Origin of the sequence: Micromonospora sp. NPDC005257 (assembly GCF_042872445.1) — a bacterium.
In the GTDB taxonomy this organism is placed as follows: Bacteria; Actinomycetota; Actinomycetes; order Mycobacteriales; family Micromonosporaceae; genus Micromonospora.
The window spans coordinates 75,893-89,073 of the sequence record NZ_JBIAKL010000006.1 but is presented as its reverse complement, the minus strand read 5'-3'; the positions used below and the strand labels follow the sequence as shown (position 1 = coordinate 89,073).

Genomic DNA, 13,181 nt, shown 5'->3' with positions numbered 1-13,181 from the left:
CGGCGGCGTGCCGGCGGCGACCGGGCATGGTCACGGAAGTGTTTCCAGGGGTGTACAGCACGCGACGAGAGCGTCATGATCTGATGTGTACCGCCGTCGGGCGCCGAACCGGTTGAACTGTCTGGAACCGGGACTCACAGCTTCACCCGGTGTGCGAGTCGTGACTTCTGACCGGGGAGGGGTTGAGCCGTGGAGTCTCGCCTGCCGGAGCCGGGTGACGCGCTCACGGGTGTGGAGATGTTCGCCGGGCTGGAGCCGGAGGTGCGGCAGCGCGTCATCGCCGCGGCCGTACCGCGCACCTACCGCAAGGGCCAACTGCTCTTCGTCGAGAACGACCCCGGCGAGTCGCTGATCGTGCTGCGCCGCGGCGCGGTGGCGGTGTTCCGCACCGCCCCCACCGGCGAGCGCGCGGTGCTGTCGGTGATCCGACCCCCGGACGTGCTCGGCGAGGTGTCCCTGTTGGACGCCTCCACCCGCTCGGCGTCGGCCGAGGCGATCGAGGACTGCGCCGCGCTGGCGCTGTCCCGGCCCGCGTTCATGGAGCTGGTGCACTCCAACCCGCGCATCCTGGACGCGGTGATGCGCTCGCTGGGCCAGTTGATCCGCCGGCTCACCGAGCAGAACGCCGACCACGTCTTCCTCGACCTGCCCGGCCGGGTCGCCAAGACGCTGGTCCGGCTGGCCGGCGAGAGCCAGGCCCCGATGATCACCATCGAGCTGAACCAGAGCCAGCTCGCCGAGATGGCCGGCGGTTCCCGGCAGAGCGTCAACCAGGCCATCGGCTCGTTCGCCAGCCGGGGCTGGCTGCGCACCGAGGGACGCCGCATCGTGGTCACCGACGTGGCCGCGCTCCGCCGCCGGGCCGGCATGAACGACCGCTGACACGACGACGGCGGGGGCCGGCGGTCGTCCCGCCGGCCCCCGCCGCGTTCGTCGTACGCCGGGTCAGTCGTTGTCGGTGTCCGCCGGGGGCGCGCTCGGGCCCGGGCCGATCTTCGACGGGTCGGTCTTCTTCGGCGGGGTCGTCGTGGTGGTCGTGGTCTCGCTCGATCCGCTACCCGCGGGCTGCTCCACCATGCCTTTTTCCTCCAGTTCGGCGAGGGTGACGGCGTCCACGTCGACAGTGTCGCCCACGGCCCACACCGTCCCCCGTGGATCGGTCCATGAGGTGGACAGCCGGACGTGCACGGCAAACTCCCTGTCGACGGGACTTCCTGCTAGGGGAGACTAGACCCGGCCGAACAGCCGCGACGTCCGCCGACCCGTCGGGTACCCGACTGCGCGGCCGCGCGGGACACTGGGGACCTCACGCGTACGGAGCCGGACATCGACCTCACCTGTGGACAGTGCTCGCGGACCGCCGGGCCGGACGACCGTTTCTGCGGTGGGTGCGGGCGCCCGCTCGCGGCGGCCTGCCCCGGCTGCGGCCACGCCAACGACGCCGACGCCAACTTCTGCACCAACTGCGGTCAGCCGCTGCGCGACCACGCGGTCACGGTGCAGGAGGACCGCCGGCAGGTCAGCGTGCTCTTCATCGACATCGTCGACTTCACGACATACGCCGAGCGGGCCGACCCGGAACAGGCCCGCGGCCTGCAACAGGCGTACTTCGCCACGGTGCGCCGGCTGGTGCACCAGTACGGCGGCGTGGTGGAGAAGTACATCGGCGACGCGGTCATGGCGTTGTTCGGCGCGCCGGTGGCCACCGACAACGACGCGCTGCGCTGCGTACGCGCCGGGTTGGAGCTGCAACGCAGCCTGGCCAAGCAGCCGGCCGGACCGCATCCGCCGCTCGGGTTCCGGGTCGGCATCGCCACCGGCGAGGCCCTTGTCGACCTGGCCGCGGCGCGCGACGGCGGCCAGGCGTTCGTCACCGGCGACGTGGTGAACACCGCCAGCCGGTTGCAGGGGCTGGCCCCGGTCGGCGGCGTGGTGGTCGACGAGAGCACCTGGTCGGCGACCCGGCGCGAGATGGAGTACGACGACCAGCCGCCGGTGACGTTGCGCGGCCGGTCCGCGGTGAGCCGGATCTGGCTGGCCGTGCGGGCGCGGCCCCGGCGCGACGGGCAGACCGCCGAGCTGACCCCGATGGTCGACCGGGACCACGAGCGAGGGCTGCTGGTCAGCGCGCTGCACCGCACGCTGACCGAACGCACCTCGCAGTTGCTCACCGTCTTCGGCCCGGCCGGGGTGGGCAAGAGCCGGCTGCTGCGCGAACTGGCCCGGCACGCCGCCAGCCTGCCCGGCACCCGGGTCACCTGGCTGACCGGCCAGTGCCCGCCGTTCGGCGAGAACGTCACCTACGCGGCCCTGGCCGACATCGTCCGGAGCTGGGCCGAGCTGACCGGCGTCGACGACCCGGCCACCATCCGGGACCGGCTGCGGGAGCGGCTGGGCCTCCTCGCCGACCCGCACGCGGTACGGCTGGCCGAGGCGCTGGGCCCGCTCGTCGGCGTCACCGGCGAACGACTCACCTCGGCCGAGACCGAGGCGGCGTGGCGGCGCTTCCTGCTCACGCTGGCGGCGACCGGTCCCACGGTGCTCGTCTTCGAGGACATGCACTGGGCCGACGAGGCGATGCTGTCCTTCGTCGAGCAGCTCGGCGCGGCGGCCCGCAACGTGCCGCTGCTCGTCGTCGCGACCGCCCGCCCGGAGCTGCGCGAACGGCATCCGGCCTGGACCGGCACGATCAGCGGGGCGATGTCCATCTCGGTGCCGCCGATGCACGACGGGGACATCGACACGCTCTACTCGCTGCTGCTCGGCCAGGCCACGCTGCCGCAGGACGCACGGGCGCCGCTGATCGAGTTCGCCGACGGCAACCCGCTCTACGCCCAGGAGTACGCGCGGATGCTGCTCGACGGCGGGCTGGCGGAGCGGACGGCCGCGCTCGCGCTCGTCGACCCGACCGCGGGCGCCGGGATGCCGCGTACCGTGCAGGCGGTCATCGCCAACCGGCTGGACCTGCTCGATCCGGCCGACCGCTCGGTGCTCCAGGCCGCCTCGGTGGTCGGCGTGCAGTTCTGGGCGGCGCCGGTGGCGCTGGCGCTCGGCCGCCCGGCGGAGTGGGTCGAGCGCGCGCTGCACCACCTCCAGCGCCGTGACCTCGTCTACGAGCTGCCTGTGTCGACCATGCCCGGCCAGGCGGAGTACCGGTTCCGGCACGTGCTGGTCCGGGACGTCTGCTATCAGCGGCTGCCCCGGGCCGAGCGGGTCGCCCGGCACCAGCGCACCGCAGACTGGCTGGAGCAACTCGCCGACGGCCGGCAGCACGACCTGGCCGAGGTGCTGGCCAACCACAGGTGGGCGGCGCACGAGATCGCCCGTACCGTCGGGCTGGATCAGACCTCGCACAACGGCGCGACCCGGTCCGCGCTGCACCGCGCCGCGCGCCGGGCGTACGACCTGCACGCGCTGGAGACCGCGGCCACGCTGGTGGACCGCGCGCTGAGCGTGGAGTGCGGTCCGGACCCGGCGCTGGAGCTGTTCCGGGCCGAACTGGCGTTCTACCGGGACCGGGACGGCTTCCTCGACGGCGGCGGTACGGCGCTGCTCACCGCCCTGGCCGACCGGCTGGCCGACACCGGGGACCGGCCCGGCGCGGCGAAGGCGTGGCGGCTGCTGGCCACGGCGGCCTTCGCGCGGGCCGACCGCTCGGAGCTGATGCGCTGCCTGGACCGGGCCATCCGGCTGCACGCCACGCTGCCGGACAGCGAGGACAAGGTGGGCGTGCTGCTGGATCTGGCCCGGGCGCACATGCTCGACGCGGAGACCGAACCGGCGTGCGTTGCCGCGCGCACCGCCGCCGAGCTGGCCGAGCGGCTGGGGATGCGGGAGGCCCGGGCGAACGCGCGCATCACGCTCGCCGTGGTCCGTTACCAGGCCGGTGCCGAGGAGGCGTACGCCGAGCTGGCCGAGCTGACCGAGGAGTGCCGGGTGGAGCGGCTGACCAGCCGCCGCCGCGCGGTGCACAACCTGTCCTGGGTGCTGCAGGAGGAGGGCGACCTGGCCGGCTCGGCCCGGCTGATCGACGAGCAGCGGTCTCTGGACCTGGCCGGCGAGCACGCGCTGACGGTGAACTTCAGCGATCAGTGGGCCCGGTCGTACTACAGCGGGGACTGGTCGGCGGCGCTGCGGATGGCCGAGGGGTCGACGCGGCGCCCGACCGACGAGTGGGACCTGCACATCGTGGCCGTGTCCGGCTGGATCAGGGCGCTCAGCGACGATCCGGCCGGGCCGGGCACCGGCGAGGACCTGGTGGACCAGGCGCTCGTCGCGGCCCGGCGCAGCGGCTTCCAGCGGGTGCTGCGCTCCACGCTGGCGCACGCCGCGCTCTGCCGCGCGGTGCAGGGCCGCCGGGACGAGGCGGTGGCGCTGCTCACCGAGCTGGACGAGGACTGGCGGCAGACCCGGATGATCCCGTTCGCCGAGTGGGTGCCGGCGATCGGACACGTCGCCGCGCTGCTCGGTGGCGACGCCGCGGTGCTGGTGCGCGACCTGCTGGCGCGGTCGCCGCGCGCCACCCGCTGGGCGCGCTCGGCCGGGCGGTCGGCCGAGGCGGCGCTGGCCCGGGGCGACGGCGACGCCGCGCGGGCGGGCCGGCTGCTCACCACCGCGGCCGAGGGGTACGCGGAGATGACCGACGTGACCGACCAGATGATCGCGTCCGCGCTGGCTGTCGGGCCGCTGACCGAGGCGGATCCGCCGGCCGCCGCGGCGACGCTGGACCGGGTACGCGCGTTCGCCGGCCGGCACGCCGCCGCGGGGCTGCTGCGGATCGCCGGGGCGGGCTGAGGGTCGAGCCGGGACGACCGGGCGGCTCCGGGGTGGACGAGGCCGTTACCGGTGAAGTATTCGGCTTTCGCGATGGATGTGACTTTTCGCTCGACGATCAGCGAGTGAAGAGGGAATCAACCTCGGCAGCGGGCCGCGAAATGACGTACTTCAGCAGCCAGTACAACACCGGCGTCCGTCCCGTGCCGATGCCGGCGGACGGGTCTCCGCGCGGCCCCGGAGGCGCCGTCCGCGCCGGCCGGACTCCGGGAAGAGGGTACGAACGACGAGCGGCACGCCACAACGCACTCCCGGAACCGGGTGCCGACGTGTCACGATTCAGGGCAAGGTCAGGGATCGGCGAAGGGGGGTGTCCGTTGTCAGGGGGCGGGCCCCGTCGGGGACGACGGGACAACGGGCTCGACGCGGCCGAGTACGCGGTCGCGGGCGACGTCGATCCACGCGTCGGCGAGCACCTGCTCGACGTGCTCGCCGCCGGTGGCATCGCGGCCTACCTCCAGCCCTCGGCCGACCTGAACCCGGTGACCCGCACCACCACCGTCCCGGCCCGCCCGGTCGACCGGCTCTACGTCGACAGATCGCACCTGACCACCGCCCGCGACTACCTCACCCAGCTCGCCGACGAGGGCGCGGGCGACCCGCCGCGCGCCGACGAGCCGGACATCGAGGCCGAGTGGGCGAAGATCGTCGCTGGTTTCCACACCGCGCCGAGCGCCGGCAGCCACCCCTGGCCCGCCGCGGAGGACGTGGACGACCCGCCCGTGCCGGGCACCGCCGCCGGCGGCCGGGCCGAGGAGCCCGCCGGTCCGACCGCCACCGACGTGCGCCGGCTGCCGTACGCCGCCGACGTCTCCGGCGTCTCGGTCAGCCGGGACCGGCACGACGAGCCCTCACTCCTCGACGGTCTGGACACGTTCGGCGCCGGCCTGCCCGACGACGCCTCGGACGAGGAGCACTACACCCCGCCCCCGCCGCCCCCGCTGCCCCGCTTCTCGAAGTACGCGGTGCTCGGCGTGGCCTGCATCGTGCTCGGCTTCCTGCTGTTCCTGTCCCCCACCGTGGTGTCGCTGGTCGACCCGTCGGTGGTGACGCTGCTCGGCTTCACCGGCATCCTGGCCGGTTTCGTGATGCTGATCTGGCGGCTGCGCCCGGGTGACCGGGACGACCACGACCCGGACGACGGCGCGGTCGTCTGACGCCGCGTCGTCGGCTCCTGCCCGGATGCCGGGACGCCGCCCACCCCGGGCCGAGGCGTAACAAGCGTGTAACTTACGGTCAGTAGTAATAGGCTGAACGTCACGTCCCGCACCGGCTGTCCGGCTTGCGTCTACTCCGGGTCGCCGGTCCCCTGCTGAGCGGAATGCCCGAGATGCGACAGAGCCCCCTCGTGGTGGTGGCCAACCGCCTCCCCATCGACGACAGCGTGGCGCCCGACGGCGCCTTCGAGTGGCGCCGCAGCCCCGGCGGCCTGGTGAGTGCCCTGCACCCGCTGCTGCGGCACACGCCCGCGACCTGGGTGGGCTGGGCCGGCGGCACCGGTCCGGCTCCCGAACTGCCGGACGTGGACGGCGTCCGGATGCACACTGTGCCGCTGAGCACCGAGGACTTCCGCGACCACTACGAGGGCTTCGCCAACGCCACCCTCTGGCCGCTCTACCACGACGCCGTCGAACAGCCGGAATACCACCGCCGCTGGTGGGAGGCGTACCAGCGGGTCAACCAGCGGTTCGCCGAGGCGGCGGCCCAGGTGGCCGAGTCGGGCGGCCTGGTCTGGGTGCAGGACTACCACCTCCAGCTGGTGCCCGGCCTGCTCCGCGAGCTGCGCCCCGACCTGCGGATCGGGTTCTTCCTGCACGTGCCGTTCCCGCCGCCGGAACTGTTCATGCAGTTGCCCCGCCGGGCCGAGCTGCTACGCGGCATGCTCGGCGCCGACCTGGTCGGCTTCCAGCGGGCCCAGGCCGCGCACAACTTCGCCCAGCTCGCCACCAAGGTGCTCGGCCTGCCCGCCACCGACCGGCGGATCGGCGTGGACGGCCGGGTGGTGCGCGTCGGCGCCTTCCCGGTCGCCATCGACACCGCCGAGATGTCCGCGCTCGCGTCGCGCCCCGAGGTCGCCGAGCGGGCCCGCCGACTACGGCAGGATCTCGGCCAGCCGGAGCAGGTGATCCTCAGCGTCGACCGGATGGACTACACGAAGGGCATCGAGCAGCGCCTCAAGGCGTACCGGGAGCTGCTGGCGAACGGTGACATCAAGGTCCGGGACACGGTGCTGGTCCAGGTGGCGGTGCCCAGCCGCGACCGGGTGGCGCAGTACCAGATCCTGCGCGACCGGGTGGAGCACCAGGTCGGCCGGATCAACGGCGAGTTCGGCCGGGTCGGCGAGCCGGCGATCCACTACCTCACCCAGCCGTTCGACAGCGCCGAGCTGGTGGCGCTCTACCGGGTCGCGGACGTGATGGCGGTGACGCCGCTGCGCGACGGCATGAACCTGGTCGCGAAGGAGTACGTCGCGGCCCGGGTCGACGGCACCGGCGCGCTGCTGCTGAGCGAGTTCGCCGGCGCCGCCGCCGAACTGGAGCAGGCGTACCTGGTCAACCCGCACGACCTCGACGGCCTCAAGCAGGGGTTGCTGGCCGCGTTGCGCGCCGGCCCGGAGGACGTGACGGCCCGGATGCACGCGATGCGCGCACACCTGGCCCACAACGACATCCACGCCTGGGCGGCGTCCTACCTCAGCGCGCTGGAGGAGAGCGGACCGCTCGGCGGCCGCCGCCCCGCGGCCCGGTGACCGGCGCCCCGGGCGCTCACCCGAGGGCGGGCGCCGGGTCCTTGTCCAGCCAGTCCAGGATCGCGTCGATCGGCTCGCGCCAGCGGGCGTCGAGCATCAGGTCGTGGCCCATGCCGGGGAACAGCAGCGGCGCCGAGGCGTACCGCCGGGCCGCCTTGGTCAGCGCCGTCGCCGGCAGCACCCGGTCGTCCGGGCTGCCGAGCACCAGCACCGGTGGCCGGCCCACCGCAGGCTCCGGGGACCGGCCGGTCAGCAACTGCCACTGCGCCCGCCGCCCGGCCCGGCCCAGCCGGGCCAGGTGCCGCCGCACGTCGGCGTCCGGCAGCTCCGGGCTGAACAACTGCCGCCGGTTGAGCCGCAGCCCGGCGCCGAAGACCGCCGGCACCGTGCCGACCGGGTTGCGCCGCAACGCCGTACCGAACGTCGCCCATCCGCCGAGCACCGGCGCCACCAGCACCGCGGCCCGCGCCGGGTAGCGGGCCAGCGCGTGCGCCACGACCCGGGCGCCGGCGCCGTGCCCCACCAGCACCGCCTGCCGCGGCAGGCTCGCCGCCACCTGCGTCACGTCATGGGTGTACGAGCGCAGCGTCGCCTCCGGCGCCGGCTCGCTGCCGCCGTGCCCGCGCAGGCTCAGCGCGTACGCCGGGAAGCCGCGACCGGCGGCGTGCCCCAGCCAGTGCTCGGCGAACGCCCACGCGCCGTGCCCGAAGCCGGGCACGAACAGCAGCGGCGGCTTCGCCTCCTCCCGGTCCGGTACGGCGGCGATCACCTCGCGGCGGGCGGGCCGCTCCGGCCGGGCCCACTCCCACGACCGGACCACCCGCACCCGCTCGGCCGTCACCGTGCCGGCCTTTCGTTCGCGACTGCGGGACTCCGCTGCGCTGCGTTCCTCGCGCTCACCTGGTGCCCTCCTCCAGCTCGTGCAGCGCCCGCTGGAGCGCGCGCAGGTAGTCGGCGTGCCCGACCTCGAACCAGTGCCGGGTGCTGTCCTTGACCTTTGCCGAGTACCGCTCGCCGAGACCGGCCCGGACCCTGCTGTCGAACGCGGCGGCCCGCTCCGGCCGGGTGGCGCGCAGCGTGAGCAGCCGGGCGAACAGCACGCTCTGCCAGTGCGAGATCGCGAAGATGCCGGAGTCCGGCTGCACCAGGCCGACCACGGCGAGCGTGGGATGACCGGCGGTGAACGCGTTGAGCCACAGCCGGGGCCGCCCGGAGCCGTCCTCGTCGCCGAGCACCCGGCCCTTGAGGAACTCGAAGCGCGGCAGGTAGCCGGTGGCGAAGACGACCAGCTCCGGGTCGATCCGCCGGCCGTCGGTCAGCTCCACGGCGCGGTCGTCGAACCGGGCGACGTCCGGCACCGGGGTGATCTCGCCGTGACCGACGTAGTAGACGAGCTGACTGTTGGCGATCGGGTGCGTCTCGTAGACCCGGTGGTCCGGCTTGGGCAGGCCGAACCGGGTCAGGTCGCCGACGGTCAGCCGTAGCGTCCAGTGGTAGAGCCACTGCCGTACCCGCAGCGGCACCCGCAACGCCAGCAGCGTGTCGTTCACCTGGTCGGCGGGGCGGCCGAGGACGTACTTCGGGGCGTACCAGTAGCCACGTCTGGTGGAGTGCCAGCAGTGCGACGCCTGCTGGGCCGCCTCCACCGCGATGTCGCAGCCGGTGTTGCCGGCGCCGACGACGAGCACCCGCTTGCCGCGCAACTGCGCCGGGTCCTTGTAGGACGAGGCGTGCATGACCTCGCCGCGGAACTCCTCCAGCCCTTCGTAGCGGGGCAGCTTCGGCGACCAGTTGTGGCCGTTGGCGAGCACCACGGCGGAGTACCGGGAGGTGCGCTCGGGGCCGTAGCCGCCGGTGCTGCGCGTGGTCACGTCCCAGCGGTCCCCGTCGACCGGCTCGACGCGGACCACCTCGGTGCCGAACCAGATGTGCTCGCGCAGGTCGAAGTGGTCGGCGTACCGCTCGAAGTAGGACAGCAACTGGCTGTGGTGCGGGTAATCCGGCCAGTCGTCGGGCATCGGGAAGTCGGGGAACTGGGTGAACGGCCGGGACGAGATCAGGTGCGTGCTGGCGTACACCGGACTGCGGTCGTGCCGCCAGTTCCAGGCGCCACCGACGCCCGTCTCCCGCTCGTAGCAGTCCACGCCGAAGCCGGCCTCGCGCAGGTTCTTCACGGCGGTCAGGCCGCTGGCACCGGCGCCGATGACGCAGACCGTGTCGCCCCGGTCGGAGACCGGGCGTTCGTCACGGCTCGGTACGACAGTCCGGTCCGGATCGGGGCGGCCGGGGTCGGTGGAGGAGGACACCGCGAATTCTCCTTTGTGCGGCACGCGTGCCGGGTCGGAGCGAAATCCTGCCGAGAATGCCCGCCGTTGTCCAGCCACCGGATCCGGCGCCGCGCCCACCCGCCCGGCTCCCCTGACACAGCGTCACGCAGGGCCGGTCACCGAGCGTGGCTGAACGGGCAGCCCCGCAGGCGTATCCTCGTGTGCCCTTTGCTCTGCCGCCACAGACGCAGCACCGCCGCGAGCTGCGCTTATGCCTCGCGGCCGTCCGGCCAGGACGCGGCCCGCCGGTCACGGCGGGTAGCTGATGCGCATATGGCGGCAGAGCAAAGGCGGCGAGGGGTGGTCCTTCCGGCCGGCGGGCACCTGACCGTGTGTCACGGCCCAGGCGGGCGTGACGCCGGTGGACCGCCGGGCCCGGGTACTTCCCCCGGCGGTCCGCTCCGGTCAGGCGGGCGGCAGCAGCAGGTCCACCAGGACCGGGAAGTGGTCGCTGGCGCGGCGGGTCAGCGGCGTGTCCACCACGTCGTAATCCACGACCGTGATCCGGGGGTCGACGAACAGCGCGTCGATGCGGCGACGAGGGTCGGCGCAGGAGAACGTGAGCCGGTCGGCCCGGTCGGCGGCGAGCGCCGTGTCGGTGAGCCCTTCGGCGAGCGTCTGCCAGGCCGGCCCGTCCGGACCCTCGTTGATGTCGGCGCCGGCCACCACGGGCAGTGTGGACGCGGCCAGCTCCCGCTTGAACGCCGCCGCCTGGGCCGGCCGCTCGGCCGGGTCGGTGGACAGGTGCGAGCCGGCAAGCAGCACGTCGACGCCGCCGACGCGGCACTGCGCGTACGCGGCGCCGCGCATGTGCCGTCCCGGCGTCAGCGGGTAGCGCTGGCACCTCGCGTCGACGACCCGCACCCGCAGGCTGGTCAGCAGCACGTTGCCCAGCGACGGCAGGCCACCGGCGCCCACCACCATGCCGAACGACTCGGCCAGCGCGGCGCACTTCTGCCGCCACCGGAACCGGCGCGGTCCCTCCTGGACGATCACCACGTCCGGCGCCGCCGTCCGGACCACCTCGGCCAGGGCGGCGGTGTCGTCGCGCTGGCTGTGAATGTTGTACGACACCACCCGCAGCGGCACACCCGTGTCCGTCATGTCAGATCCGCCGGGCCAGGTCGGCGGCGCCGATGACGCCCGCGGTGTTGCCCAACTCGGCCGGGCGTACCTCGGCGACGGGCAGGCGGCTGCGCTGGGCCAGCGCGTCGGCGAACGACCGCCGGGTCGGGCCGAGCAGCAGGTCACCAGCGTCGATCACGCCACCGCCCACCACCAGCACCTGCGGGTCGAGGATCTGCGCCATGTCGGCGAGGCTGGTGCCGAGCCAGCGGCCGACCTGGGCGAACGCCTCGGTGGAGACCGGGTCGCCGCCCTTGGCCGCGGCGGTCACCATCGGGCCGGTGATCGTCTCGGCCTCGCCGCCGGCCAGCTCCAGCAACGCGGTGGCCCGGTGCGGCTCCTGCCGGGCGGCGGCGCGGGCGAAGCGGACCAGGGCGCTGCCGCTGGCGTACTGCTCGATGCAGCCCAGCCGGCCGCAGCCGCACTGGTGGCCGTCCGGCACGGTGAGCATGTGGCCCAGTTCGGCGGCGATGCCGTTGGCGCCGCGGACCAGGTCACCGCCGAGCACGATGCCACCGCCGACGCCGGTGCCGATGGTGAACATGACCATCGAGTCGTCGGCGTCGCGGGCCGCGCCGTAGCGGAACTCCGCCCACGCGGCCACGTTCCCGTCGTTCTCCACGATCACCGGCAGGCCGGTGGCGTCGCCGACGTACGTGCGCAGCGGCTCGTCCCGCCAGGCCAGGTTCGGGGCGAACAGCACTGTGGAGCGGGAGGCGTCGATCCAGCCGGCGGCGCCGATGCCGACCGCCCCCACGGCGTGACCGGCGGCCAGCTCGGTGACCACCTCGATGATGACGTCGCGGGTCTTGGCCACGTCGTCGGCGGGGGTGTCCCGTCGCGTCTGCACGAGTACCGTGCCGGCGTCGTCCACGACACCGCCGGCCACCTTCGTGCCACCGACGTCGACTCCGATGGTCAGCGTCACCGCTGCCACTCCCCTCTGCTGTGCTGCCCGGGAACCGGCCGAACCGGCCGTACGGTCCCGGGATGTCCGGTGGTCAGGCTCCGTCGCCTGGTGCGTCCGCGCCCACCTCGCCGGACGCCCGCGAGGCGGGCACCACGGGACGGCCGGCCGGTGGCCGGCTCGTGCCCGGCTCCGGCGGCCCGGCGGCGTCGGCGGTGGCACCCGAATCGGCCGCGCCCTCCCCCCGGGTGGCGGCGGACCACACGTCCTGCTCGGGTGCCGGCTGAGAATCATGCCCGGTACGGGTCGCCTCGCGCCACACGTGGTCCCCGGATCCGGCCGGCTCGGCGGCGCCGTCGTCGGCGGAACGCTGCGGCTCGGCGGGGGTGAACGCGCGCAGCACGCTGGCCACCCCGGCCGCCAGGTCCCCGGCGCCGGTGGCGAGCCGCTCGGCGAATTCCGGACTCGGATCCCGCAACGCGGCGATACCGCGACAGAGGGGGCAGACACAGCATTCCGGGGAGCCGGTGGCGAAACCGGTGCTGCCGGAGGGCTCCGCCGCGGAACCGGCGCCGGTCGGGGTGTGACCGAGGACACCGGAGAGGATCCCACCGAGCGGACCCCAGGCGCCCGGGCCGGGCGCGGCGGCGGCCAGCTTCGCGCCGGCGAGCAGTGTGGCGACGAGGCGCTCGGCCTCTTCCCGGGCCGAACCCGGATCAGTGGTGCCCATGGTTCGGCTCCTCCAGCGTGACTACCGGGACGACGGTCGGGTCTCCTGCGCCGCACCGGGTGGTTCTACCCGGCGCTTGAGCTGCTTCAACGCCGCGTCCATGATCATTTTCTCGGCCTTGCGGCGGAACATGCCGAGCATCGCCACGGACAGCTCCACCTCCAGGGTGTACGTCACCGTGGTCGTCCCGTCCGGGTTGCCCACCAGGTCGTACGAGCCGCGCTGGGAGCGCTGCATCTTCGACGGGGCGACCAGGCGCCACTCGATCCGCGAGATGTCCTCGGCGTACTCGTAGGCCAGCACGTACTCGTCGGCCAGCACGCCCGCGTCGAGGGTGAAGCGGACCTGGCTGGCGTAGCCGTCCTCGTACTCCTCGATCACCTCGGCCCGGCGTACCGCCTCGGCCCACTCGGGATAGCTCGGGAAGTCGCAGATGACGGCCGCCACCCGGTCCGGTGACGCGCCGACGATGATCGACTGGGTGGAGGAGTCCGCCATGGGGGGAGGCTA

11 protein-coding genes are annotated in these 13,181 nt (G+C 73.9%); 4 read left to right on the top strand and 7 right to left on the bottom strand.

The genetic code is table 11. The features are described from left to right. Positions 1 to 189 precede the first annotated feature (189 nt). Positions 190 to 882, top strand: a complete 693-nt coding sequence (locus tag ACFYO8_RS14750; protein WP_013287664.1) for a Crp/Fnr family transcriptional regulator — start codon at positions 190 to 192, stop codon at positions 880 to 882. Positions 883 to 945: 63 nt separating this feature from the next. Here ACFYO8_RS14750 and ACFYO8_RS14745 read toward each other — a convergent pair whose 3' ends face one another. Then, positions 946 to 1,134: a hypothetical protein gene (locus ACFYO8_RS14745; protein WP_387190833.1), complete on the bottom strand. Its 189-nt coding sequence runs from the start codon at positions 1,132 to 1,134 to the stop codon at positions 946 to 948. A 192-nt stretch (positions 1,135 to 1,326) separates the two neighbouring features. Here ACFYO8_RS14745 and ACFYO8_RS14740 point away from each other — a divergent pair, with 192 nt between their 5' ends. The 3 genes from ACFYO8_RS14740 to ACFYO8_RS14730 all read left to right on the top strand — a co-directional run bounded on the left by ACFYO8_RS14740 (position 1,327) and on the right by ACFYO8_RS14730 (position 7,582). Then, positions 1,327 to 4,794, top strand: coding sequence for an ATP-binding protein (locus tag ACFYO8_RS14740; protein ID WP_387190845.1), 3,468 nt, complete (start codon positions 1,327 to 1,329; stop codon positions 4,792 to 4,794). Positions 4,795 to 5,150: 356 nt separating this feature from the next. Beyond that, positions 5,151 to 5,990: a DUF308 domain-containing protein gene (locus ACFYO8_RS14735; protein ID WP_354870001.1), complete on the top strand. Its 840-nt coding sequence runs from the start codon at positions 5,151 to 5,153 to the stop codon at positions 5,988 to 5,990. 173 nt (positions 5,991 to 6,163) lie between these two features. Continuing rightward, positions 6,164 to 7,582 (top strand): trehalose-6-phosphate synthase, encoded by a 1,419-nt coding sequence (locus tag ACFYO8_RS14730; RefSeq protein ID WP_354869999.1) that lies wholly within the window; start codon positions 6,164 to 6,166, stop codon positions 7,580 to 7,582. Between the two features lie 16 nt (positions 7,583 to 7,598). On the opposite strand, the gene ACFYO8_RS14725 is transcribed toward ACFYO8_RS14730, so the two are convergent. The 6 genes from ACFYO8_RS14725 to ACFYO8_RS14700 form a co-directional block, all read right to left on the bottom strand. Continuing rightward, positions 7,599 to 8,423 carry an alpha/beta fold hydrolase gene (locus tag ACFYO8_RS14725; RefSeq protein WP_354869997.1) on the bottom strand — a complete coding sequence of 275 codons (825 nt, stop codon included), beginning with the start codon at positions 8,421 to 8,423 and terminating at the stop codon, positions 7,599 to 7,601. Between the two features lie 55 nt (positions 8,424 to 8,478). Then, a complete protein-coding gene (locus ACFYO8_RS14720) occupies positions 8,479 to 9,888 on the bottom strand; it encodes an NAD(P)-binding domain-containing protein (RefSeq protein WP_354869995.1) in 1,410 nt (469 codons plus the stop codon). A gap of 426 nt (positions 9,889 to 10,314) precedes the next feature. Then, the gene (locus ACFYO8_RS14715; protein WP_354869993.1) at positions 10,315 to 11,013 is read right to left on the bottom strand and encodes an endonuclease/exonuclease/phosphatase family protein; all 699 of its coding nucleotides are present in this window, start codon (positions 11,011 to 11,013) and stop codon (positions 10,315 to 10,317) included. 1 nt (position 11,014) lies between these two features. Beyond that, a complete protein-coding gene (locus ACFYO8_RS14710) occupies positions 11,015 to 11,962 on the bottom strand; it encodes an ROK family glucokinase (RefSeq protein ID WP_354869991.1) in 948 nt (315 codons plus the stop codon). A gap of 73 nt (positions 11,963 to 12,035) precedes the next feature. Next, positions 12,036 to 12,671 carry a hypothetical protein gene (locus ACFYO8_RS14705; protein ID WP_354869988.1) on the bottom strand — a complete coding sequence of 212 codons (636 nt, stop codon included), beginning with the start codon at positions 12,669 to 12,671 and terminating at the stop codon, positions 12,036 to 12,038. 21 nt (positions 12,672 to 12,692) lie between these two features. Continuing rightward, a complete protein-coding gene (locus ACFYO8_RS14700) occupies positions 12,693 to 13,169 on the bottom strand; it encodes an SRPBCC family protein (RefSeq protein WP_354869985.1) in 477 nt (158 codons plus the stop codon). Positions 13,170 to 13,181: the final 12 nt, after the last annotated feature.